17 protein-coding genes and 1 pseudogene are annotated in these 24715 nt (G+C 69.9%); 3 read left to right on the top strand and 15 right to left on the bottom strand.

Annotation, left to right across the window (positions count from 1 at the left end):
* Window positions 1-291 precede the first annotated feature (291 nt).
* Window positions 292-831: a hypothetical protein gene (locus tag RPX00_RS36040; protein WP_406632119.1), complete on the bottom strand. Its 540-nt coding sequence runs from the start codon at window positions 829-831 to the stop codon at window positions 292-294.
* The gene (locus RPX00_RS36035; protein WP_406632117.1) at window positions 824-4093 is read right to left on the bottom strand and encodes a phospholipase A2; all 3270 of its coding nucleotides are present in this window, start codon (window positions 4091-4093) and stop codon (window positions 824-826) included. The genes RPX00_RS36040 and RPX00_RS36035 overlap by 8 nt, the downstream gene beginning before the upstream one ends.
* Window positions 4094-4590: 497 nt before the next feature.
* Between RPX00_RS36035 and RPX00_RS36030 the strand changes: the two genes are divergently transcribed.
* Complete coding sequence (locus RPX00_RS36030; protein ID WP_406632115.1) at window positions 4591-6519, top strand: tachylectin-related carbohydrate-binding protein; 1929 nt, start codon at window positions 4591-4593, stop codon at window positions 6517-6519.
* A gap of 156 nt (window positions 6520-6675) precedes the next feature.
* Here RPX00_RS36030 and RPX00_RS36025 read toward each other — a convergent pair whose 3' ends face one another.
* The 3 genes from RPX00_RS36025 to RPX00_RS36015 all read right to left on the bottom strand — a co-directional run bounded on the left by RPX00_RS36025 (window position 6676) and on the right by RPX00_RS36015 (window position 8640).
* On the bottom strand, window positions 6676-7407 hold the full coding sequence (locus RPX00_RS36025) for an SDR family oxidoreductase (protein WP_406632114.1): 732 nt from the start codon (window positions 7405-7407) through the stop codon (window positions 6676-6678).
* Window positions 7408-7690: 283 nt separating this feature from the next.
* Window positions 7691-8329, bottom strand: coding sequence for a cation transporter (locus tag RPX00_RS36020; RefSeq protein ID WP_406632112.1), 639 nt, complete (start codon window positions 8327-8329; stop codon window positions 7691-7693).
* Window positions 8326-8640 (bottom strand): ArsR/SmtB family transcription factor, encoded by a 315-nt coding sequence (locus tag RPX00_RS36015; RefSeq protein WP_406632110.1) that lies wholly within the window; start codon window positions 8638-8640, stop codon window positions 8326-8328. Before RPX00_RS36015 ends, RPX00_RS36020 begins: the two co-directional genes overlap by 4 nt.
* Before the next feature lie 44 nt (window positions 8641-8684).
* On the opposite strand from RPX00_RS36015, the gene RPX00_RS36010 reads away from it, so the two are divergent.
* Window positions 8685-9485 carry a helix-turn-helix transcriptional regulator gene (locus RPX00_RS36010; RefSeq protein ID WP_406632108.1) on the top strand — a complete coding sequence of 267 codons (801 nt, stop codon included), beginning with the start codon at window positions 8685-8687 and terminating at the stop codon, window positions 9483-9485.
* Between the two features lie 47 nt (window positions 9486-9532).
* On the opposite strand, the gene gcl is transcribed toward RPX00_RS36010, so the two are convergent.
* The 7 genes from gcl to RPX00_RS35975 all read right to left on the bottom strand — a co-directional run bounded on the left by gcl (window position 9533) and on the right by RPX00_RS35975 (window position 18183).
* Window positions 9533-11227, bottom strand: coding sequence for a glyoxylate carboligase (gene gcl / locus RPX00_RS36005; protein ID WP_406632106.1), 1695 nt, complete (start codon window positions 11225-11227; stop codon window positions 9533-9535).
* A 2-nt stretch (window positions 11228-11229) separates the two neighbouring features.
* Window positions 11230-12120 carry a 2-hydroxy-3-oxopropionate reductase gene (locus RPX00_RS36000; protein ID WP_406632104.1) on the bottom strand — a complete coding sequence of 297 codons (891 nt, stop codon included), beginning with the start codon at window positions 12118-12120 and terminating at the stop codon, window positions 11230-11232.
* Window positions 12120-12944, bottom strand: coding sequence for a hydroxypyruvate isomerase family protein (locus RPX00_RS35995; protein ID WP_406632102.1), 825 nt, complete (start codon window positions 12942-12944; stop codon window positions 12120-12122). The genes RPX00_RS36000 and RPX00_RS35995 overlap by 1 nt, the downstream gene beginning before the upstream one ends.
* A 210-nt stretch (window positions 12945-13154) precedes the next feature.
* Entirely contained in the window at window positions 13155-14144 is a 990-nt protein-coding gene (locus tag RPX00_RS35990) for a 2-dehydropantoate 2-reductase (RefSeq protein WP_406632100.1), read from the bottom strand.
* Between the two features lie 534 nt (window positions 14145-14678).
* Window positions 14679-15626, bottom strand: coding sequence for a sucrase ferredoxin (locus RPX00_RS35985; RefSeq protein ID WP_406632098.1), 948 nt, complete (start codon window positions 15624-15626; stop codon window positions 14679-14681).
* A gap of 84 nt (window positions 15627-15710) precedes the next feature.
* Window positions 15711-16898, bottom strand: a complete 1188-nt coding sequence (locus RPX00_RS35980; RefSeq protein WP_406632096.1) for a cupin domain-containing protein — start codon at window positions 16896-16898, stop codon at window positions 15711-15713.
* 280 nt (window positions 16899-17178) lie between these two features.
* Complete coding sequence (locus RPX00_RS35975; RefSeq protein WP_406632094.1) at window positions 17179-18183, bottom strand: pyridoxamine 5'-phosphate oxidase family protein; 1005 nt, start codon at window positions 18181-18183, stop codon at window positions 17179-17181.
* Window positions 18184-18678: 495 nt separating this feature from the next.
* Between RPX00_RS35975 and RPX00_RS35970 the strand changes: the two genes are divergently transcribed.
* Window positions 18679-19413 carry a GntR family transcriptional regulator gene (locus tag RPX00_RS35970; protein ID WP_406632092.1) on the top strand — a complete coding sequence of 245 codons (735 nt, stop codon included), beginning with the start codon at window positions 18679-18681 and terminating at the stop codon, window positions 19411-19413.
* 365 nt (window positions 19414-19778) lie between these two features.
* On the opposite strand, the gene RPX00_RS35965 is transcribed toward RPX00_RS35970, so the two are convergent.
* The 3 genes and pseudogenes from RPX00_RS35965 to frc form a co-directional block, all read right to left on the bottom strand.
* Window positions 19779-21173, bottom strand: a complete 1395-nt coding sequence (locus RPX00_RS35965; RefSeq protein ID WP_406632090.1) for an OFA family MFS transporter — start codon at window positions 21171-21173, stop codon at window positions 19779-19781.
* A gap of 161 nt (window positions 21174-21334) precedes the next feature.
* Window positions 21335-23474: pseudogene (locus RPX00_RS35960) on the bottom strand (acetate--CoA ligase family protein).
* Window positions 23474-24703 carry a formyl-CoA transferase gene (frc, locus tag RPX00_RS35955; protein ID WP_406632088.1) on the bottom strand — a complete coding sequence of 410 codons (1230 nt, stop codon included), beginning with the start codon at window positions 24701-24703 and terminating at the stop codon, window positions 23474-23476. The pseudogene RPX00_RS35960 and the gene frc overlap by 1 nt, the downstream one beginning before the upstream one ends.
* Window positions 24704-24715: the final 12 nt, after the last annotated feature.

Raw genomic sequence — 24715 nt, 5'->3', positions numbered from 1 at the left:
GGCCGGGGCGCGAGAGCGTCCCGGCCCGTGCGACACCGGTCAAACAACTGCGACGGTTGGCCAAATCTCCCTGGTCCGGGGCACCCGGCCGCCGCCGGATTTGCGGGACAACGCGCAGGAGCGCTTCCTGGCGTTCGGCTCCCGAGATCCGGCAGGCGATCTGCGAGGCCAGCGCAAATCGCGAGCGGCGGTTCCGCCGACCGGCCGAAGAACCGCATTCAGTCGATCGACCAGCACACCGAACCGGCTCGCCGCATTCCTCCGGTTACGCCGGCACCCTGCGCACCAGCGTCAGAGATCGGTACCGGCCCTCCGCTTCGACCACCAATACAGTATCGGCGGAATTCCAGCCAGGAAACCGGCACCGGCAATGCAGAGGCCGGCCAGAAACACCGGATGCGCGTTTCTGAGGCCGCTGCCCGCGTGTCCGTTGGCGAAGATGAAAGTTCCCCAGCCCAGCACGACGGCCCCGACGGTGATCAGGCCGACCGAGGCCCAGGTCAACCGCTTGAGGCGCTTCTGCCAGGCCATGAGTTCGACGGGGGGACGCTGATCGCCCCTCATCTCCAGCAGCCGAGCCAGTGCCGCCACCACGCCGAGCAGCAGGCTCAGCCCGGTCGCACCCAGGCCAAGAGTGAAGAAGCCGGCGGCGCCGATGTTGGCCCCGGTGTCAGGCGGCGTGGTGATCAGGGCGATGAATCCCGCGCCCAGCGACGCGGCCCCGGCGGCGATCAGCCAGACCCCGGTGACGGTCAAGCGCTTGGCAACGGTTCTCATGGTTCCCTCCCGCCACCTGACATCGGTGCGCGACGCCGCGGCCGCCTCATTCACGGCTCCCGCTCCCCTCGTAGTTGTCTTCCCCGAATTGGCGGACGAATCCGTAGTAAGTCAGGGCCATGGGGCCGCCGCAGATGTAACGGTGCGGATTCCACCATACGTATGCGTCGTTGCAGGCGTTGTGGAGGTCCGACAACAGGGCTTCGTCACAGGTCTTCCGGTCGGTGCTGCTGCCCTTGCTGTAGCACATGTCGTGGGCGTAGCAGGCCGGTCCGAAGTCCGCCCCGACCCAGAAGTACCGGTCAGGGGATTTGGTACAGCCGTCGGTCTCCTCCGCACCGCCTCCGCTGGCCCCTCCGCCTCCACCGCGGTTGCCGAACCGGCCGCTGGTGTTGAGGGCGTCGTTGGTGGCGCCGCCGCCCAACGTCTGGGGATCGTGCCCGCGCCAGCCGGTGTTGTCCTGGGCGGTTCCGGGAGCAGGCTGCTGCGGCTTGCTCGCCGCGGCGCGGTAGGCGTCGGACGCGGCCTGTGCCGCTGCAGCAGCGTCCTTGCCCGCAGCGAGGGCGCTGTTGCGAGCCTGCGCCGCAGCAGCGCTGGCGCTGCTGGCCGAGGCGGAGGCGCGAGCGGCGGAAGCGTTGGCCTGCCTAGCTGATCCAGCCGCCTTGTTCGCGTCCTTGCTGGCCGACGCGGCCGCGGCGCGGGCGGTCTTCGCCGACTGCGCCGCCTGGTTGCACGACTGCTGCGCCGCGTTCGCCGAGCCCTCGGCCTGCTGCGCGTACTCGCCGGCCTTGGCCGCGGACTGCCCGGCCCACGCCGCGTAGACGTCGGCGTCCTGCGCCGCGCCCTGAGCACGCGCCGCGGACTCGCCCGCCTTGGCCGCGTCCGCGCGCGCCTGGGCGGCGGCCTGGTGGGCCTGTTCGAGCATGGCGTGCATGGCGTTGACGTGCGCCTCGGTGTACTGGTCCCGTTGCCGCGCCTGGTGCTGGCCGACCTCCAGGAACGAGCGGGCCAGCCAGGTCGGGCCCTCCAGCGCGGTCTGCGCGGCAGCCTCCAGCTCGGCCCCGCCGGAGCCGAGGGTCTGGCTGGTCTGGAACACGTCGTCGGACACCGCGGCCTGGTACTGGCCGGTTTCCAGGAACGCCTGCCGGTCCGCGGGCGTGCCGTCCAACGCGGCTTGGGCGGCGCGGTACGAAGCCGGGCGGGTCTTGTCCAGCATCTGCGCGATCCGCAGGCTGTTGTCGGCGTCGCGGCCGGAGTAGTCCTGCTCGCGCAGGAACCGCTTCACCGTCTCCCCGTCGCCGGCCAGCGCGGTGTCGGCGGCCTGCTTCATCGCCGGTTTCGCGGCGGTGGCCGAGAGGTGTGCGACGCGGGCGCGGTCGTCGGCCTCGGCAGCCAATGCGCGGCCGGTGCGGACGTACTCGACGACGTCGGCTTCGCTGCCTCCGAGCGCGGCCGTGGCGGCGTCGCGGGTCCAGGGGCCGCCGGTGGCGATCAGCCGGACCATCGCCTTGCGGGCCTTCGCCACGGCTTCAGACTGGGGCGTGCCGGGTGCGGCCGCGTCGTCCAGCAGTTTGCGGGTGTCGGCGTCGAGCCGGTCCTGCTCGGCGGCGTTCCAGGTCGCCTGGGCCTGCTGTTCCTTCTCCTTCGCCGCCATCGCCTTCGCGGCCTCGCGGTCGCGCTGGGTACGGGCCGCCAGCTCGTCGGCCTCGGCCTTGCGCGCGGTTTCCTCCACCCGGCTCGCCTGATCCGCCGCCGCCGTCGACGCTTCCGCGGCCTTGATCGCGTTGTCCGCGTGCGCCCGAGCCAACCGCGCAGCATCATGCGCCTGCCCAGCGCTGTCAGCGGCCTCCTGCGCCGCGCGAGCCGCGGCCTCGGCGTTCGCCTTCGCCGCATCGGCGGCCTGCCGCGCCTCGCCAGCGGCGACCGCGGCCTGACCGGCCAGGTTCTCCGCGCTGTCCGCCGCACGAGACGCGGCACCAGCGGCGCGACGTGCCTGACCCGCGGCGTTGTTCGCGACACCCGCGTCCGCGCCAGCGGCCGAGGCGAACCGACCGGCCTTCTCTGCCTCGCCCGCAGCCGCGGACGCATTGGCACCAGCGGACTTCGCCGACTGCGCCGCGGACTTCGCCTGACCAGACGCCTCCGCGGCATGACCCGCCGCTTCCCCCGCCCACTGTGCACGCTGCGCCGCTACCAGCGCAGTGTCGGCAGCCCTGCGCGCCGCAGCGGCGTTGCCGCCGTCCCGCGCAGCAGCCGCCGCAGCAGTATGCGCCCGGGACGCGGCCGTGCCCGCCGCAGCAGACGCCGACGCTGCCCGCGACGCGGCCAACGCCGCTACCCGCGACGCCTCGTGCGCGTCGTTCGCCGCCGACGTCGCGGCTTGCGCCGCCGCGGCCGCACCGCTCGCCGCGTCCGCCGCCCGACCGGCGGCCAGACCCGCCTGCACCGCATTGCGGCCCGCAGCCTCGGTCTCCTGCGCCGCCTTCACGGCCGCCTGCCTCGCGCGCTCGGACGCCGCAACAGCCCAATCCGCGGCCTCGTTCGCCGCCTTGGTCTCCTCCTGCGCCCACTTGCCCGCCAGCTGCGCCTGCCCGGTCAGCTCGCTGATCTCAGCCGCTTCCTTGTCCCGGGCACGGGCCACCTGCTGCCCGGTGTTCAGGAAGTCCTGGATCACCGGCCAGGTCCCGTCGTCAAGCGCGTCCTGCGCCGCCCGCTCCAGGTTCGCGCCTCCGCTGCCCAGCATTCCGGAGACCCGCATCCAGTCATCGGCCTCCCTGGCCGTGAACTGCCCCTTGGCGAGGAACTCCCGGAACGCCGCGGATGTGTTGGCGTTCAACGCTTTCTGCGCCGAACTCTCCAGATTGCGGCCGTCGCTGCCCAGCATCGTGCCGATCTTCAGCTGCTGGTCGGCGGTATAGGGCTCCTGCCAACCGGACTTCAGGAACTCCCGCTGCTGCGCGACCGTCCCGTCCAGGGCCTTCTGCACCGCCTCGCCCAGCTTCCGGCCGCCCAGACCGATCATCCGCGCGACGTTGAACGTCACGTCCACGTCCAGCGCCGCATTCTGGCCAGCAGACAGGAAAACCTGCAGATCCTGGTCCGTACCCGTCAATGCCGCCTCGGCGGCCCGCCGGGTCGCCGGACCGCCCTCCGTCATCAACCGCACCACGCCCGCGCGGTCGGTCGCCGGCAACGGCGACTCATACCCCGCGGGCATCCCGGTAGGCGGTACATCAGCCGCCGCGACCGCGGGCGCCGCGACGGCCGTCGCCGGCGCGCTGCACACCCCCGCCGTCAGCACGGCCACCGTCGCCATCACCACACCGATACGCGTTCTTACGCCACCACTCGGCGCCAGCTTCACTTTTGAAGTCCCCTCTTGTCCCCGCAACAGCGGCAACCCTCAAGTCGTGCACACGATCCGCTCAATGCGCGTAGCCGACAGGCGCCCCAGACACACCCGCAGCGAACAAAAATCATGAATATCAGATTCCGGCCGGAACCGCGAGGAATGTGACCTGCAAGGACAAAAATCCGAAAATCGGTAACGTTCGCCGGGCCTGCGCGATTCTGCCGGTGAAGCTGACCGCCCTGGGGTCGCACCGCGCGCCATCGGCGCGGTGCCGGATCGCGCGCCGTCCTCCCGCTCGCAATCGAGCGGACGACGTCGCGCGCATCGGCGGGCCGCTTCGCTATCCGCTCGCGCAGGGGGGCCAGCCAGTGCGGTAGCCGAACACGCACTCCGGCCCCTGCGCGGCCGCCGGGAACGACGGCCGCGAACGAGCACAATCAGAGAGGAATTGGCCGTTGCGCATGCGTTATCAGCTGCCGGCCCTCGGCGCGGCAGCAGGCATGGTCCTGTCCGGAAATCCCGGTCTCGCCGCCGCGGAGACCGCAGGCCAGAGTCCCGCGATCGAGGACTACGCCTACCCCGGCGCCGACAAAATCCTTGCCGAGCAAGGAATCCGGCTCAAGACCGGCAACGGGAACATCCAGCTGGTCGTCTGCGGCGACCGGACCGACGTCATCAGGGTCGTGTCCAACCGGGACAACGCCAGGGAAACGTTCTGTTTCGAGTCCCGCGGGCCGAAGGGCTACCTCTCGCTGGAGATCCCTGCCACGTTCCTGGCCAAGGGCGACGGAAACGCCGTCGAAATGACCCTGACCAACAAGGGCAAGTCCCAGACCGTGCCGATCGGCAAGGACACCTGGACCAAGCTGGGCGAATCCGCCGACCCCGACAACGGCCCCGCCACCCTCGTCGAAATCAAGACCACCGGCGCGGTGGCCGCCGGCACCGGTCCGGTCGACGCCGCGCCCTACACGGCCAAAATCGACATCGGGCAAGCCGGGGTCGACGGACGGGCGTGCAGCGGCGTGCTGATCGCCGCGCAGTGGGTGGCCACCGCCGCCCGATGCTTCGCCGACGACCCGAGCCAGGGCTTCGCCATCCCCGCCGGACCGCCCAAGCAGAAGACGACCGCCACCATCGGCCGTCCTGATCTCACGCAGACCGACCGCGGCGCTGTCGTGGACGTGGTCACCCTGGTGCCCCATCCCGACCGCGATCTGGTGCTGGCCAAGCTTTCCGCGCCAGTCAACGGCGTCACCCCGGTCGCACTGAGCACCACCGCCCCGGTCGCCGGGGAGACGCTGAAGGTCACCGGCTACGGCCGCACCGCGGACACCTGGGTGCCCACCAAAGCGCACACGGCGTCCTTCACCGCAGGCACGACCACCGACACGTCCGTTGAGATCACCGGCGCCGTCGGCCCGTGCAAGGGCGACGCGGGCGGCCCCGTCGTCCGCGAACGCGACGGAAACGCCGAACTCGTCGGCCTCACGAACACCTCGACCCAGAACGGGTGCCTGACCGAAGCGCAGACGACGCCGGGCGCGACGCAAGCCCGCATCGACAACGTCGGCGGATGGATCCGGCAGAACGTGCCCGACCTCGCGATCGTCTGCAAGCCCGCCGCGCCGATCTTCACCACCCGCGCCGACGGAACGCTGTGGCTCTACCAGCACACCGACCCCCGCAACGGCAGCTACGCCTGGGTCAACGGCAACGGCCGCCAGATCGGCAGCGGCTGGCAGACCGGCCGCGCCGTCGCCGCGCCCGACGGCCTCGTCTACCAGGCCAACAGCAACGGCGAACTGCGCCGGTTCCGCTGGAACGGCAACGGCTGGGACCTCAACAGCAGCTCCACTCCGTATTACGAGGTCATCGACCACGGCTGGGACCGCTACGCCGGCGACGAGTACCGCAACCGCATCACCGCCGACTCCCGCGGGCACATCTACACCGTCGAACCCGACGGCAACCTGCACTGGCGCAGCTACGACCCGGCAACCAAGAAGTGGAACCATCGCATCCTCAAGGACGGCTGGGGCAAATACGACCTCATCGCCGCCGCGGGCGACGGCGTCCTCTACGCCCGCGCGTCGTCCAACGGGGACCTGTTCCGCTTCGTCTACGACTCCGCCACCGGGGAATGGCCCCAGGTGGCCAAGCCGTCGGGCACCGGCTGGAAGACCTTCAAGAACATCAGCTCGCCCGGAGCCGACGTTCTCTACAGTCCTTACGCCGCCGACAGCGGGGGCCTGCTCTGGTACCGGTATCTCCCCGCGAGCGACACCTGGGTCGACACCGGCCGCGCCAACGGCAAGCTCATCGGCCAAGGCTGGTACACCCTTCCCGGCATAACCGCGTCACCCGACTCGTGCCGTCTCGCCGGGTGATCCGGGCTCGGGCCGTACCACGCTGAACCGGCCCTCCCTCGCGGTGTCTGCGTCCGGTCTCAAACCGAGCGCAGACACCGCTTCGGTTTCGGCACGAAGTCACCAAGACGAATGCCGGTTCCCCCGTGACAGCAACGAAATCGCTCCACCGAACCCTTAATTCTGCACAGTGGGCCGGATCGTGATGTCCCCGATCTCCACGTCATCCGGCTGCTCGATGGCGAACGCAATGGCCCGCGCCACCGCCGCCGGGTCGAGGGCTAATTCCTCGGTCCGGCGGCGGATCTGTTCCCGTTGTCCGGCATCGTCGATCGAATCCGCCAATTCCGTGCGGACAAAACCCGGCGACACCGAGGTCGTCCGGAGAACGCCGTCCGTCGATTCCTGCCGCAGTGCCTCCATGATCGTGCGCACCGCGTTCTTCGTCCCCGCGTAAATCGCCTGCGTGGGGACGATCTTCAGCCCGGACGTCGACACCGTCGTCACCAGATGACCCCGCCCCTGCCGCCGGAATACCGGCAGCGCGGCCGCGATCCCGTGCAGTACGCCGCGGACGTTCACGTCGATCATCGCCGACCATCCATCGACGTCGGCATCCGCCACCGGCCCCAGCTTGGCGACCCCGGCGTTGCCCACCAACACATCTAGCCGGCCGAATTCGTCCACCGCTCGCTGCACCAGCCGGTCCAGGTCCGCGCGGCGGGTCACGTCAGTCACGCACGCGACCGCTCGGCCGCCTTCGTCGCGGATCTCCCGCGCCACTGCGTCGAGCCGATCCGCGCGTCGTGCGCCCAGGACCACCACGGCGCCCTGTGCGGCGAGCAGCCGGGCGGTCGCCTCGCCGATTCCGCTGCTGGCTCCGGTGATCGCGACGACTTTTTCGTTCATGAAGGACACCCCTGACCATCCATTCGGACACGTGTCCGTTTAGCTTACCGGACACGTGTCCGCAAAGGGCCGAAGGGATGGCATCAACATCGGCCGGAGCGCAGTCAAGGAAGCGTGAGCGCCGAACGGCACCGCCCGCATGCCCGGTCATGCTCATCCGGCCCGAACGAAACACCGGAGAAAGGCCCCAGGTGAGCGACCTAGCTGCCGCGCTGATGCTGATCGGCGTATTCCTCGCGCTGGCCATGACCCTGCGCACCATCCAGCGGCACCTGATCCGCGATCAACAGCAGTGCTCGCCCCGCCAGGCCTCGAGCCCTTCGCGGACAGCGACCGCGGCGATGACCAATGCCGCGACGGGATCCGCCCAGTACCAGCCGAACAGCGCGTTCACCAGCAGCCCGACCAGCAACACCGCGGAAAGGTAAGTGCAGAGGAGCGTCTGCTTCGAGTCGGCGACCGCGCTCGCGGAGCCGAGTTCCCGGCCGGCCCGGCGTTGCGCGCCCGAAAGCACCGGCATCACCACGAGGGACACCGCGGCGAGCACGATCCCGGCGGTCGAATGCTCGGCTTCGCCGCCGCCGAAGAGCGAACGCAGCGAATCGGCCGTCACGTAGGCGGCCAGCAGGAAGAACGACACCGCGATCACCCGCAGGGCGGTGCGTTCCCGGCGCTCTGGATCCGCGCTCGCGAACTGCCACGCCACCGCGACCGCGGACAGCACCTCGGCGACCGAGTCGAGTCCGAACGCGACCAGCGCGGACGAGGACGCGATCGTCCCGGCGGAAACCGCGACGATCGCCTCGACCACGTTGTACGTGATCGTCCCGGCGACCAGCCAGCGCACCCGTCGCTGCAAGACGGCCCGGCGAGCGACATCCACCGCGGAACCGCAGCAGCCCGGCGAATCCGCCGCCGTCACCGCGATTCCTCCTCGGCACACGCGACGGCCAGCACCACCTGCGTCAGTTCCGACAACGCACGCGCGAGATGCGGATCGGCGATCGCGTACCGCACCTGCCGACCCTCGTAAGTCGCGACTACCAGGCCGCAGCCGCGCAGACACGCGAGATGGTTCGAGACGTTCGACCGGCTCAGCTCCAGCCGCGACGCCAGCTCCGCCGGGTATACGACACCGTCGAGCAGAGCCACCAGAATCCGGCAGCGCGTCGGATCCGCCAACGCGCGGCCGAGGCGAGCGAGCGCCGCCTCGCGGGTCTCAGAGATCAGCACAGCCGCAATAGTACAGCAGTCACTGAATCAAATAGACTGGTCCGGTGGACAACCTCCTCGGCGACTTCCTCCGCGCCCGGCGAGAACGGGTCTCCCCTGCCGACGTCGGGCTGCCGGACAGCGGACGGCGTCGCGTGCGAGGGCTGCGCCGCGAGGAACTCGCGCTCCTAGCGGGAATCAGCAGCGACTACTACATCCGGCTGGAGCAGGGCCGCGACCAGAATCCGTCCGCTCAGGTGCTCGACGCGCTGGCCCGGGCGCTCGGCCTGGACGAACCCTCGCGAAGGCACCTGCACCAGCTCGCCGCACCGGCCCAGCCTGGACAAGCCGAGCCACGCGTGCCTGCGAGCATCGTCGAGCTGATCTCCACCTGGCCGACGAATCCCGCGTACGTCCAGGATCGGCTCACCAACGTCCTGGCCGCGAATCCGATCGCCGCGGCGGTTTCGCCGAACTACACGACCGGCCGAAACCTGCTCCGCGCGGTCTTCCTCGACCCGGCCGAGCGAGATCTGCGCCGCGACTGGGACCAGATGGCGGCCGACGGCGTGGCCGGACTCCGTGCAGCGCTCGGGCCGGACCTCGACGCGGCGGCCGAACTCGTCGACGACCTCACCGCCGGCAGCGAACGGTTCCGGGATCTCTGGGCCCGGCACGACGTCAAACCGCGCACCGGCCACCTCGTCCGGTTCCGCCATCCGGTTGCCGGAAACCTCGATCTGCACAGCGACAAACTCGACATCCCCGGCCCGGTCTCGCTGCAGCTGGTGGTCTTCCACGCGACACCGGGCACCCGCGACGCCGAGGCGCTCGCTTCGCTGGCGAACCTCGTTTCCGCCTCCTGACAACGGAAAACCGGGCCGCAGCGCATCCCGCGGCGGCCCGGTTTCCGTCATTCGGCCGCTTCGAACTCCCGCACCGCGTCCAGCGCGGCGCCCATCGCGGCGTTGCCCTCGCGTTCGATCATGATCTCGACCAGCACCGGCCGCTTGGTGCGCTCGGCTTCCTTGCGCGCCCACTCCAGCGACGACCGGATCTCCCCCGGGTCCTCGACGCGGGTGCCCGAGCAGCCGTAGGCCTCCATGATCTTCACGTTGTCCGTGCCGTGGTCGTCGTAGTGGATGTCGACCTGGTAGTTCATCTCGTACGGCAGCTCGGACTGGCGGATCAGGCCCAGGTACTCGTTGTTGAGCATGACCAGCACGAACCCGACGTCGTACTGCGCGGCGACGGCCAGCTCCTCCACCAGGAACTGGAACGAGTAGTCGCCGACCACGCCGACGACCTCCGCCTCCGGACGCGCCTTCTTGACCCCGATCGCCGCCGGGATCTCCCAGCCGAGCGGGCCGGCCTGCCCGCACACCTGGTAGTGCCGCGGCAGGTGCGCGCGCTGGAACTGCCCGGACCAGATCTGGTACAGCCCGATCGCGGTGACGAAATACGTCTCCGGACCGTAGAACTCGTTGAGTTCCTTGAACACCCGCGGTGCCTTGATCGGCGTGCAGTCGAAGTCCTCCTTGCGCGGCAGCTCCGCCTTGAGGTCGCCGAGCCGCTTGACCCACGCGCGGTCCCGCGCCGGAGCGGTGCGCGCGTCGAGCGCCGCCAGCAGCGCTTCGAGGAACTCCCGCGTGTCCGAGACGACGCCGAGGTCCGGGCCGAAGACCTTGCCCAGCTGCGTGGGTTCGATGTCGACGTGGATGAACTTCCGGTCGCCGCGATACACCGAAATCTCACCGGTGTGCCGGTCGCCGAACCGCGCGCCCAGCGCCAAGACCAGGTCGGACTCCAGGAACGCGGCATTGGCCCAGCGCTGCGACGTCTGGATGCCCGCCATGCCGGCGAACAGCTCGTGGTCCTCGGGGAAGCTGCCCTTGCCCATCAGCGTGACGCCGACCGGGACGCCGAGCCGTTCCGCCAGCCGCCGCAGCGGGTCGCTCGCCTCGCCGAGGACAACGCCGCCACCCGCCAGAATCAGCGGACGTTCGGCGGCGAGCAGCATGTCCAGCGCCCGCTCGACCCGCGCCGGGGACGGTTTGACCGTGCTCACCGGCAGCGCCGAATCGATCGACGAATCCCACTCGATCAGCTGCTTCTGCACGTCGATCGGCAGGTCGATCAGGACCGGGCCAGGCCGGCCGGACCGCGCGACACGGAACGCCTCGCGGAAGATCCACGGCAGCTGCGCGGCCTCCTTCACCTGGACCGCCCACTTCGTGACCGGCCGCGCGATCTCGACGATGTCGACCGCCTGGAACGCTTCCTGGTGCAGTTTCGTCGTCGCGGCCTGGCCGGTGATGCACAGGATCGGAACCGAATCCGCGTGCGCGGTGTAAAGGCCGGTGATCATGTTCGTGCCGGCCGGACCGGACGTGCCGATCGCGACGCCGACGTTGCCGGTGGTGCGCGACCAGCCGTCGGCCATGTGCGTCGCGCCTTCCTCGTGGCGCACCACCAGGTGGTCGATGCCGCGGTCCTGCATCGCCTCGTACAGCGGCAGAATCGCCGCACCGGGGCAGCCGAAGGCGACGTCGACCCCTTCGTCGACCAGCACGTCGACGACTGCCTGCATAGCGGGGACGCGGGCCATGGTCAAACCTCCTGGGACGAGCGGCCGGACAGTTCTTCGACGACCTTCAGCAGCGCGGAGTGGTCCAGCGAGCCGTAGCCCATCGCGCGCCCGGCCGCGACCAGCTGCGCGACCAGGCCGGTGAGCGGAAGCGCCACATCGGACTGCCGGGCGGCGGCCAGCGCGATGCCCATGTCCTTGTGGTGCAAGTCGATCCGGAAGCCCGGCTCGAACTTCCGCTCGACCATCGACTTCCGCTTCAGCTCCAGGATCCGGCTGCCGGCGAGCCCGCCAGCCAGCACGTCGAGCCCGGTGCCCGCGTCCACTCCGGACGCTTCCAGCAGCACGATCGCCTCGGCGACCAGCCCGTAGATCCCGCCGACCACCAGCTGGTTGGCCGCCTTCACGACCTGGCCCGCGCCGTGCGGCCCGACGTGCACCACGGTCTTGCCGAGCGTGTCGAACACCGGCTTCGCGGCGGCGAAGTCGGCCTCATCGCCACCGACCATAATGGACAGTGCGGCCTGTTCGGCTCCGGCCTGTCCGCCGGAGACCGGTGCGTCCAGCACGCGGATCCCTTTGGCCGCACCGGCTTTCGCGACCTCGATCGACGTTTCCGGCCGGATGGTGCTCATGTCGGCCAGCAGCGTGCCGGGCTTGATCGTGTCGAGCACTCCGCCCGGCGCGAGCACGACCTGCTCGACCTGCGGGTGGTTCGGCAGCATGGTGATCACGACCTCGGCTCCGGACACCGCGTCGGCGACGTCTTTCGCCGCGCGTCCGCCCGCCGCCTCCAGCTTGGCCAGCGCGTCGGCGTTGAGGTCGAACCCGCTCACCTCGTGTCCGGCGGCGGCGAGGTGCGCGGCCATCGGCGTGCCCATCACGCCCAGTCCGATGAACCCGATCCTGCTCATCAGTTTCCCCTTCGCTCGTACGGCAGCCAGGCCAGCGAGTCCACAGTGGAGCCGTCCGGTTTGTACTCGACGCCCACCGGCCCGGCGTAGCCCGCCGCCTGCAGCTTTTCCAGATATCCTTCGAGATCCAGCTCCCCCGTGCCCGGCTGGTGCCGGCCCGGCGCGTCGGCGATCTGCACGTGTCCGGTGCGCGGGGTGTAGCGGGCGATCACGGTGTCGAGGTCGTCGCCGTTGACCGCGAGGTGGTAGAGGTCCGCGAGCAGCCGGACGTTGTCCAGGCCCAGCTCGTCGAGCACCGCGACCGCGTCGGCCGCGGTCTTCAGCGGGTACGCCGGGGTGCCGGACAGCGGTTCGAGCACCAGCTGCGCGCCGATGCCCTCGGCCGCTTTCGCCGCGGCGGCAAGGTGATCGCGGGCGAGACCGTCCTGTTCGGACGGATCGATCCCGTCGATCCGGTTGCCGTACAGCGCGTTGAAGCTGCGGCAGCCGAGCCGTTCGGCGAGCCCGAGCGCGACCGTCAGGCTGGTCGCGAACTCCGCCTCGCGGCCGACCCACGACACGAGCCCGCGCTCGCCCGCGGCCATGTCGCCCGCGTAGAAGTTCAGCCCGGTGAGCTGGACGCCCGCCTGTTCGACCGACCGCGCGAACCGGTCGACGTCGTCCCCGGACGGGTCGGCGCTGTCGAACGGCCACCAGTACTCCACCTTGGTGAAGCCCGCTGCCCGAGCGGCCTGCGCGCGCTCGAGCAGCGGGAGTTCGGTGAACAGGATCGACAGGTTGGCGGCATAGGGCAGCGAGTGCCGCTCCCCGGCGGGACCGGTCATGAGTACCTCGGCTCCTCACATCTCGATCAGCGATTTCGCTTTGTGGAAGTTTTCTTCCGTAGTTCGAGAATAGCCGGGCGCGAGGGGTCCGGTCAACGGGAAGTTCGGGAACGGGCCCGCACGGGAGGAGCAGGCAGCGACGTTCGACTTGCCGCGCCCGGTGCGGTTTCGGCTGGTTTACTCCACAGTGGACAGTCGGGGGATTTCGGCTCAGCCGACCGGAATCGCCGCCGTCGCCGTGCGATCGAGCAGCCCGATCGCGGCGCGGACGTGCCGCAGGGCGGGGGCCGGAACCCCGGTCAGATCGGCGAGTTCGACGACCGCGCCGATGATCGCGTCGATCTCCAGCGGCTTCCCGGCTTCGAGATCCTGGAGCATGGACGTCTTGTGGTGCCCGACCCGCCACGCGCCGTCGATCCGCTTCTCCACCGACACCCGCGGATCCGCGCCCGCCGCCCGGGCGATCGCGAGGGCTTCGGTCATCATCTCCGCGACGAGCGCGCGGGTTTCGCCGTGCTCGCACATCTGCGCCATCGTCGCGCGAGTGAGCGCGGAGAGCGGGTTGAACGCGACGTTGCCCATCAGCTTGACCCAGATGTCGTCGCGCAGCCTCGGCTCGACCGGCGCTTTGAGCCCGCCCGCGATCATCGCGTCGGCGAGCCTCTGGCAACGGGCGGAGATTCCGCCGGACGGTTCGCCGAGGGAAAACCGCGTGCCCTCGAGATGCCGGATCACGCCCGGTTCCTCGATGACGGTCGAGCAGTACACGACGCACCCGATCGCCCGCTCGACCGCGAGCACCCGGCTGGTCGCCCCGCCGGGATCGACCGCCTCGACCCGCTGGCCGGCCAGCGGATGCCCGGCCAGCCCGTGGAAATACCACCACGGGATGCCGTTCTGCGCCGCGACGAGCGCGGTGTCCCGATGAAGCAGCGGCTCCAGCAGCGCACCGCAGTCCGGGTACGAATGTGCTTTGAGGCCAAGGAAAACGTAGTCAACGGGCCCGATCTCGCGCGGGTCCGACGTGACGTGCGGACGCGCGACGAAGTCACCCCGCGGACTCCGGACGCGCACGCCGTCCGCCGCCATCGCGGCGAGATGCGCGCCGCGGGCGACGAGGTGGACTTCGGTACCGCCGCGATGCAGGGCCGCGCCGACGTACGCGCCGATCGCTCCCGCACCCAGAACAGCCACCCGCATGGTTGCCTCCTGTGGTCAGGATTCTGCCGATGTTAGATTGCATACAGTATCCCGTGTGGTGTCGGCGGAGCCAGGTTCTGGTCATCGGAAACGGCGATGGCGGGCGGGGGCGGGCAGACGGGTGCGCAAGCGGGCGAGCGGGCGCGGGCAGGCGAGCGAGCGCGCGGGCAGGCGAGCGCGTGGGCAAGCGGGCGCGTGGGCGCGCGAGCGGGCGGGAGGGCGTGGGCGAGCGGGCAGGCGAGCGCGCCGGCGGCCGAGCGAGCGGGTGGGGCCGGGCAGGCGGACCGGCTCCGCAGTGTTCGGGCCGAAGAGCGCGATCGGGTTGCGTCGCAAGACGTCCGGAGCCGAGCACCGGCGGAGGATCATCGGCCCTGAGTGGGCACTTGATCGGTGAGCGACGGCGAAACCACGCGCCCTTGCCCGCGCGACGATCTCGTCACCGCTTCCGGCGGACACCAACCCGGCCGGATCGTCTTGTCCCCCAAGCGAACGATACGACGAGCTTGCCGGTCAAGATCGTCGAGCGAACCGGGCTCAGACCTCGCGCACCGACTCCGCCACGAACCCGGACAGCACCAGCCGCGCCGAGCACCGGCTGTGCCCGGAAGCCGTCGGCTCCGTGCGCCGGACCAGCACCTCGTACCGCCGTCCGCCCGCGTCGACCAGCACGCTTCGCGCGTCCCCCCGGGGTTCCTCCGCCACCGCCAGCACCGCGTCCAGGCCGCGCCGGCCAGTGCGGCCGCGGACCTCGATCTCGGCGAACTGCGACCACGCGCTCTCCGCCGAGGTGCGGCCGCGCAGGTTCTCCAGCCGGACGTTGCCGCTGAGGGCTTCCTTCGCCACGAGTTCGGCTTCGGGCACCGCGAGGCTGCCGTGGAGGTAGCCGTCCGGCACGGTCAGCAGGTTGCCCGCCCAGCGGTCCCCGCCGACGTGGCTGACCTCCCACACCTGCCCGGGATGGTTCTGCGCGAGGGTGGTCACCAGCGGACGGCCGAAGACCGCGCAGCACATGTCCTTGCTGCCGTGCGTGCACACGAGAAAGAGCGGGCCGGACACCGGTTCGCCGTGCCCGCGCCGTCCGGCGGCGACCGCTTCGAGGTCGAGGTGGGCGAGTTCGGCCAGGTCGGCGACGTCGAGCCGTTCCGTCCAGCGGTTTCCGGGCTGCCCGCTGGCGAGGTACACCGCGCGCGGAGCACCCGCCACCCGCACGTGCCGTCCTGGTTTCCGGATCAGCAGCGGGCGCAGGCCAGCGGCTCGCGCGGCCTCGATGCGCTCGGCGGGAAACGCGGTGGCCAGCAGCTCTTCGAGGGCGTCCGGACCCCACGAGCCCGGCTGCTCGATCAGCAGCCAGGACGTCATGCGCGCGGCGGTCCCGGCGGGCTCGCCGCCGAGTTCGCGGGTCAGCGCGGCGCATCCGGGCACCGCGTTCCGGCCCGGGAAGCAGACTCCCGGCCCAGAGTGCGGCACGTCGGGCTTAGGCATGCCTAAGTATAGCTGACGCTCCGCCAGCCTCTTCCGAAGTCGCCGTCCCGCCGCGCGACGATCACTCGATCGGGCGGCGGGACCTCAGGCCCGGGCTACGAGACCTTGGACGACCAGCTCCCGCAGAAGCGCCCGCACCGTCTCCGGGGGCAGGCTCGGCGCGGCATCGGCCAGCACCTTGAACGGCTGCGGAGCGCACCCCAGCAACGCGGCGAGCACGGGTCGCGCGGCCTCGGCGAAAACCAGCCGTTTCCCTGCTCCGACCAGGGCGACCGTGCCCTCGCCGTCGGCCAGCGCGGCGCGCGGGACGAGCAGCCGGACCTCGAAATCGTCGTCCGGGGGCAGCAAGTCCGCCGTCGCCGCCCACGGCAGTCCGACGCGGGTCTGCGCGGGAGCCTGCGCGTCGCGGTCGGCGAGGAACCGGCCGACCACGTCGCCCGCGATCAGCTCGGCAAGCCGGCCGCGCAGCGCTTCGGACCGCTCGGCTCGCGCGTCCGGGCCGGCGAACCGGGGCAGGTCCGTGCGGAACAGCTCGTCGGACCGCAGCTGGTCGGCCAGCCACGCGACGAGGTCCACGCCGGTGGCGGCGTTGAAGCCGATCGTCAGGTGCAGCGACTCCTCGCCGACGGCGGACACGTCGTGCCAGTGCCCGCGCGGCAGGTAGAGCACGTCGCCGTCCTCCAGCAGGAAGTCGTCGTACGGCTCGCCCTCCGGGCGTTCCGGCAGTTCGACGTCCCGCTGCAGCGGCGAAGGCCGGGTGACCCCGTGCAGACGCCACCGCTTGCGTCCGGACAGCTGGATGATGAACGCGTCGTGGTCGTCCCAGTGCACGTCGAAGCCGTGCGTGGTGCCCCAGCCCGCGTAGAGGTTGACCTGGATCCGCTCGCGCAAGTCGTGTTCTAGCCTGGTCGCCAGCTCGCCGACCTCGTCGACCAGCTCGTTGACCGAGTCGACCACGAGCGTCGCGCCGGCTCGCAGGTGTTCGGCGAACGGAGCCGACAGCACGCGCGGGACGAGGCCGTTGCGCCGGGTCGACACCATTTCGGTGTAGGTGTGCGCGGGGACGACGTCGCCGTCGAGCGCGAGCCGCAACCGGGGGAACTCCAGCCGGTGCTGGCGCAGCACCCGGTCGAGTTCCGGCCACGGGAGCAGCGACGCGAAGCGGCCCTTCTCGCCGGGGAACCGGCGCGGGGCCTTGCCGAGGACGTCCGCGAAGAACTGGCCGGCCTCGAGCGGTGCCACGAGGCCGGCCAGTCCGGGAATCTCCGTCATGGAGCGGGTCAACGGCTAGTCCGGCTAGTCGTTGCCGTCGTTGTCGGCGACCGCGCCGTTGGCCTTGCCCCGGTCCACCGCGACGGTCAGCGGTTCCACGCTCAGCAGCAGGCCGCTGACGGCCGTGTCGGTGTCGGTTGTCATGCGTTCTTGAGCCATGCGGACCTCACAACGTCGACGACTGGGTCAGCCCCACGCTACGTGGCGATCGCGGGGGCGGACATCGGTCATTTGAGTAGTCTTCGCCGGGGCCGCGACCACGCTCGGCAGCGCCCGCAAGTCACAGATTTTCTCGATAATCGCGGTCGAGACCGGCGCGCACCAGCCGCTCTTTCACCCCGGCCCGCAGCAGCTTCGCCGCGACGCCCGAGGCCTCGTTCAGCTTGAGGTGATCGGTCCAGATCGTCGACGGCCTCGGCAGGTCGGCGCGATCGACGTGCCGGGCAGTGTCCCACAGTCCGGCGTCCCGGACCGCGGCGCTCCGCGCGAGCCGCACGGTCTCGATTTCCACCTTCAGCACCGCTTTCGGGGTGCGGTTTCGCTCGGTCATCGACTCGCGCAGCTCGGCTTCCGTGCTGATCACGGCCTTCCCGACGATCTCCAACGTGCGGGTGTCGCCGGGAGCGACGACCACCAGCGCCACGTCAGGACGTTCGACGACATTGTGGAACGTGTCGGTGCGCCGGTTGCCTGGCCGATCGGCGAGCACGACCGTCGTCGGGCCGATCATCCTGACCACCCCGGGCGGATCGCCCTTGGGACTGGCGTCCGCGCGCCCATCGCCGTCCCGCGACGCGATCACCGCGAATCGTGCTGTGGCAAGGAAAGCAGCCGCCGCATGCCCGAGGGTTGGGCCCTCCTCGACGGCGTCCTCCGGCGCGGCGGCCGGGTCCCAGAAGTTCGAGCGGATCACCGCTTTGCCGCAATGGAGGAACGCTTCCTCGACGCGGAGACCGCCTTCGTCGAGGGTTCCGTTGATCCGCAAGGTTTCCCGCCACCCGGGGACGAGCACCAGCAGCGCGGCACCGGTGCGTGGTGCGGCATCGGCCGAAACCGGGAGCCGCAGCCGCGACTTTGTCTCCGCCACGGCGAACCCGGGAGCGCCGCCGACCATTTCGGCCCGCTGGCGACCCTCGACGTCCACGTAGCCGAGGACGGCCGCGGGACTGTGGCTGAGCAGGGTGCGGCAGTGCGGGTCGAGATGGTCGATCGACTTCATCATGACCGGCAGCGGCCTCTTGCCGACGACACGTTCCAGGTCAGGCACCGCGCGGATGATCCCCATGGAGTTAGGTTAGCCTAATAACTGGGCCGAGGTGCGCGGTCGCGATCTTGGCTGGTGCGGCGGCGCGTCCGGCCGATGCGGACGGGGCTGGGTACCGCAGATTCCGCACCTTCGCCACGTCCTCGCCGACCCAGCGCCAATACCCGCCTCCTCGTCCCGCCCCCGCACCGTCGCCGTGTCGTCGCCTACCGAGCGCCAACACCCGACTCCTGGTCCCGGCACCCCCGCACCATCGCCGTGTCCCCGCCAAGCCAGCGGCAACACCCGCCCGCTCGTCCCGACACCCCCGCACCGTCGCCGCGTCCCCGCCGACCCAGCGCCAACACCCGACTCCTGGTCCCGGCACCTCCGCACCCCGGCTCCCCGCCCCGCCGCTCCCCTCCGGCACCCGATCAGCGGACACGATTCAGAATCCCGGGATTTTGCATACTAAAACCTGTATTCTGACTACTGAGTTCCTCGAACCCCGCCACAGATCCCCACCCGAGGTGCACCGTGACCGAGACCGTTTCTCCCCTGCCCGAACGCGGGCCCACCGGACGCCGGACGGCCAAGGGGTCGCTCGCCGGCAAGAACGCCAACCGGGTGGAGCGGCCCGCGCCGCTGCGGCAGGTCGTGTACGACGCGCTCGCCGAGCTGATCATCAACCGCACGCTCGAGCCAGGGCAGCATCTCGTCGAGGCCGATCTCGCGGAGTACCTCGGCGTCAGCCGTCAGCCGGTGCGCGAAGCGCTGCAGCGGCTGCAGACCGAGGGCTGGGTCGACCTCCGGCCCGCGCAGGGCGCGTTCGTGCACATGCCCACCGACGAGGAGGCAGACCAGCTGCTCGGCGTCCGGGCGGTGCTGGAGACCCACGCCGCGCGGCTGGCCGCCGCGTGCGCGACCGAGAAGGACGTCAAGCGCCTCTGGGAGCTGCAGGACGTCGGCATGAAAGCCCTCGCCGCGGACGACAGCGAGCGGCTCGTCGCGGCGAACTCCGACCTGCACTCGTACATCACCGAACTGACCGGCAACGCGGTCCTGTCCGAGATGATCGGCCTCGTCGACCGTCGCGTGCGCTGGTACTACACGCCGATCGCCCGGCCCCGCGGCCGCGACGCCTGGCAAGAGCACGCCTCGCTCATCGAAGCGATCGCGGCACACAACGTCGAGAAGGCGGAGAAAATCATGGCCCAGCACACCGAACGCACGCGCCAGGCATTCCACGACCGGCCCGACGCGGCCGAGTAGCACCGCGCGCAAAGGCTGTTTCCCGACGGAGCAAAGCCGAACCGCACGACCCCAGGGCAACGGAAGCCGGATGCCCGGCATTTCCACCACGGACCAGCCGCAAGCCGGACCGCACCCCTGGGCGACGCCAGATGCCGCCGTTCCACCACCGACCAGCCGCAAGCCGGCCGCACCCCGGGCCGGGGCCAGACGCCGCCGTTCCACCGATCAGCCGCGACGAAGCAAGACCGAACCACCCACGCGAACGATGCGCCCGTGCCACGACCGTCCGGATCCGGCCGAGCGAAGCCGGACCGCACAAAGCAACCCGGGAGTGACGGGGCGGATGCCAGCCGTCCCGTCGCTCCCGGGCCCGTAAAAGGGACTCAGCTGCCCGCCGCCGGAGCGGTGCGGGCGATCGTCTTGCCCGCCTTCTCCGTCGTGCCGGGGCCGGAACGGCCGGGCTGACGCAGGAACAGCGTCATCGCCGCGGACAGCAACGCGATGCACCCGGCCAGCACATACGCGCCGGTGTAGCCCCACGCGGCGATCACTCCGGCCGCCAAGCCGCCGCCGCCGACCCCGCCGACCAGTTTCGCGCTGTAGACGATGCCGTAGTTGGTCGCGTTGTGGTTCTCGCCGAAGTAGTCCGGCACCAGCGCGGCGAACAGCGGGTAGAACGCGCCGCTGCCGAAGCCGGTCAGCACCGCGAACACCATGAACCAGAACAAACTGTGCGTCTTGCCCGACCACAGCACGCCGAATTGCGCGAAGGCGGCGATCACCAAGACCCAGAACAACGTCGCTTTACGGCCGATGCGGTCGGACGCCCAGCCGACAATGCCGCGGCCGACACCGTTCACCACCGCCAGGATTCCCGCCGAGGACGCCGCCACGAAAGCGCCGAACTGGCTTTCCTTGGCGAAATCGACCTGGAAATTGATCCCGAACAGCGAAACCCCGCCGATCACCACGAGGGTGACCCACATCAGCGGAAGCATCCCGGTGCGGATCGCTTCCATCGGCGTGAACTGGCGCACCGCGGGCGGATTCTTCGCCAGGCTCTTGGCTTTCCCGGCCGCGTTGCCCTTCAGCCAGGCGATCGGGTCGACGTCGGCGGGCCACCAGTTCTTCGGCGGGTCCTTGAACAGGAAACCGCACAGCCCGACCACCACGAGCATGTACAGGCCGATCGCGTCGAGCGTGACCGTCACGTTCTCCCGGCCGAGGAAAGCGCTGAACAGGTAAATGAACGGCACCGAACCGTACGCGAATCCGCCGTTCACGAAACCGGTGCGGGCGCCGCGCTTCTCCGGATACCATTTGCCGACCATGTTGATGCACGTCGCGTACACCAGGCCGGCGCCGATTCCGCCCAGCACCGAATAGCCGATGAACGCCACCACCAGATTTCCGCTGTGCGCGATGGAGAAGTAGCCGATCCCGGAGCACGCCGCCCCGGTCAGCATCGCCGTCTTCGCCGAGACGACGTTCTTCTCCCGCAGCCGCCCGGCCGGGAACGCGACCCCGGCCTGGAACACGGCCCAGATGCTGGCCAGCCAGAACGCGTCCGACAACGACCAGCCGTACTTTTCCTCGAGCGTTCCTTCGACGGCTCCCCAGCCGTATTCGAACACGCTCACCGCCATCATGGCCACCCACGGCAGCCACACCATCCAGCTGCGGGACCTTCCCATCAGGTCCCGCGGGCTCTCCCCGATCCGGTAAGTCCGCCCGTTCTCGTCGACGATCTCCTGGTATGTCGGTTGGGCTGCGGTCATGAGAAATCTCTTTCGTCACCGTTGGCTTCGATTCCCGTCCCGGGCTGTCTCCGTTCTTCCCCCGAGCCGGAACGCGGGCTGCGTCCCGGCGTCCCTTCCTCGCCGCACTCCGCTGACCAGCGGTTAGGTGTCGGGCAACGTACGCCTCCCTCCGGACTTGATCAAGAGAGCAGACCCGCCGAACGCGCCCAGCGGTACTTCGCGCCGAGCACCGCGACCGGTTTCTCGGTCGTGTACGGATAGGCGACGACCCCGTGGGCGTACAGGTGCTCGCTGGCCTGCTCGACCTCGACATCTCCGGACAGCGAGGCCACCACCGGCTTGTGGATTCCCTTCCGCGCGAACTCCGCCACGACGTCCACGACCAGTTCCGCGAACACCATCGGCGGGGTGACGATCGTGTGCCAGTAACCGAGAACCAACGAGTGAATACGATCGTCGGAAAGGCCGAGCGCGAGGGTGTTCCGGTAGGTCGACGGCGGTTCGCCGCCGGTGATGTCGACCGGGTTTCCCGCCGCTCCGAACGGCGGGATGTATTCGCGGAACGCGGCGTCGAGATCGTCCGGGATCCGCATGAGCGAGAGCCCGTTGTCCACACAGGCGTCCGACAGCAGGACACCCGAGCCACCCGCGCCGGTGATGATCACGACGTTCTCGCCCTTCGGCGTGGGCAGTTTCGGCACGCCTCGCGCGTATTCGAGCAGGTCGTTCAGCCCGGGAGCGCGAATGACCCCGCTCTGGCGCAGGATGTCGTCGTACACGCGGTCGTTGCCCGCGAGCGCGCCAGTGTGCGATCCGGCCGCTTTCGCGCCTTCCGAGGTGCGCCCCGCTTTCAGTACCACCACGGGTTTCTTCGCCGACACTCGTTTCGCGGTCTCGGCGAACGCGCGACCGTCCTTGAGGTCTTCCAGGTGCATGGCGACGAGTTCGGTGTTGTCGTCGTGCTCGAAGAAGGTGAGGAGATCGTCTTCGTCGATGTCCGCCTTGTTGCCGACGCCGACAATCGCCGACACGCCCATTCCGGCCGACCGGCTGAAGCCGAGAATCGCCATTCCGATCCCGCCGCTTTGCGAGGACAGCGCGACGCCGCCTTTGACGTCGTACGGGGTGCAGAACGTCGCCGACAGATTCTCCGGCGTGTAGTAATAGCCGTAAATGTTCGGCCCGAGAATCCGTACTCCGTGCTTGCGCGCGATGGCCAGGACTTCGTCCTGCAGCTCGATGTTCCCGGTCTCGCCGAAGCCCGACGGGATCAGGATCGCCCCCGCGACCCCCTTGGCGCCAGCCTCTTCCAGCGCCGCCGGAACGAACTTGGCCGGGATCGCGAACACCGCCACGTCCACGTCGCCGGGCACGTCCGCGATGCTCGGATACGCCTTGCGGTCGAGGATTTCGGCGGCCTTCGGATTGATCGGGTAGATCTCGCCGGCGTAGCCGCCGTTGACGAGATTCTTCATCACCGAATTGCCGATCTTGCCGTCCTCGGCGGACGCGCCGATCACCGCGACCGCGGCCGGTTTCATGATCCGGTTCATCGCGGCCAGGATTTCGTCCTGGCCGAAGCGCACCGGTACCGCGGCCGCCGCCGGGTCGACGAGGATCCGCACGTCCACCGCGGTCGCCCCGTTTCCGGTGGCGAGCACCGGGTTGAGGTCCACTTCGGACAGCTGCGGGAAGTCGGTGACCAGCTGCGACAGCCGGTGCACGACGTCAGCCAGCGCCGCCTTGTCCACCGCCTCGCCGCCGCGCACTCCATTGAGTACTTCAGCGGCGGCGATCCCGTCCACCATGGACAGTGCTTCGCCGACGCTGGTGGGTGCCAGCCGGAAAGTGATGTCCTTCAGCACCTCGACCAGAACGCCGCCGAGTCCAAACGCGACGATCTTGCCGAAGCTCGGGTCGGTGACCGAGCCGATGATCACCTCCTGCCCGCTGGTCAGCATCTGCTGCACCTGCACGCCGGTGATGCGCGCGGACGCGTCGTAGGCCTTGGCGTTAGCCAGAATCTTCGCGTAACCGTCGGCGACTTCCTGCTCGCTGCCGAGGCCGACGAGCACCCCGCCGGCCTCGGTTTTGTGCAGGATGTCCGGCGACACGATCTTCAGCACCACCGGCAGGCCGATTTCCGCCGCCTGCGCTACCGCTTCCGCCGCAGACGCAGCGAGGCCTTTCCTGCGGCGTCGGAATACCGTATGCCTCGCAGACCGCGCGGCCTTCCGGTGCAGTCAAGGCGGAACGGCCCTCCCCGGCTGCTCGCGCCAGGATTTCCTCGACCGTCGCACGGCTGGTTTCGCTGGTCATCAGATCACACCCGCCGCACGCAGCTCCTCGACGTCCGCCGCGCTGTAGCCGAGTTCGCCGAGCACTTCGTCGTTGTGCTCGCCCAGCAACGGAGAACGCTCGACGTCCACCGGCGAATCCGACAGCTTCAGCGGGCAGCCGACGGTCTTGAACGCGCCCCGCTCCGGATGCGGCACCTCGACCACCGACCCGAGTTCGGCCAGCGTCTCGTCCTCGATCAGCTCCTTAGTGGACAGAATCGGTCCACAAGGGATGTTGCGCGCGTTGAGCAGCTCCATGACCTCCCATTTGGTGCGCTGCTCGGTCCATTCCTCGACCATCGCGAACACCTTGTCCAGTTTGGACAGCCGGGCCTCCGGGGTCGCCCAGTCCGGGTCGGCGGCCAGTTCCGGCCGTCCGATCAGCTCGGTCAGCGGTTCCCAGCCGACCGGCTGGACGATGACGTAGATGTAGTCGTTGGGCCCGCCCGGCGCGCAGCGCACCGCCCATCCCGGCTGGCCGCCGCCGGAGGCGTTGCCCGACCGCGGCACCTCGTCTTCGAAGCGCTCGTTGGGGTATTCCCCCAGCGGCCCGTGCGCGAGGCGCTGCTGGTCGCGCAGCTTGACCCGGCACAGGTTCAGCACCGCGTCCTGCATCGCGACCTGCACCCGCTGGCCGCGCCCGGTGTTCGTGCGCTGGTACAGCGCCGCGAGAATGGCCGCGACGAGGTGGATGCCGGTTCCCGAATCGCCGATCTGCGCGCCGGTGGCGGTCGGCGGGCCCTGTTCGAAGCCGGTGGTGCTCATCGAGCCGCCCATCGCCTGCGCGATCACCTCGTAGGCCTTGAAATTCGCGTAGCGGCCGGGCCCGAAACCCTTGATGGAGGCGTAGATCAGCCGGTCGTTGATCTCGCGGAGCCGGTCCCAGGAAAAGCCGAACCGGTCCACCACGCCGGGCCCGAAGTTCTCCACCAGAACGTCCACTGAGGACACCAGCTTCGTGAAGACTTCCTTGCCCTGTTCGCTTTTCATGTTCAGCGTGATGCTGCGCTTGTTGGAGTTCAGCATCGTGAAGTAGAGACTGTCCACTCCGGGCAGATCGCGCAGCTGGCCCCGCGTGATGTCGCCGCGGCCGGGGGTTTCGAGCTTCACGACGTCCGCGCCGAGCCAGGCGAGGATCTGGGTCGACGACGGTCCGGATTGGACGTGGGTCATGTCGAGGACGCGCACGCCCTCCAGTGCCTTTCCCATCTTCGGCTCCTC

It is taken from the genome of Amycolatopsis sp. WGS_07 (assembly GCF_045278895.1).
Lineage (GTDB): Bacteria > Actinomycetota > Actinomycetes > Mycobacteriales > Pseudonocardiaceae > Amycolatopsis.
Note: the sequence above shows the minus strand (reverse complement) of the source record. Positions and strands in the feature narration are given on the sequence as shown.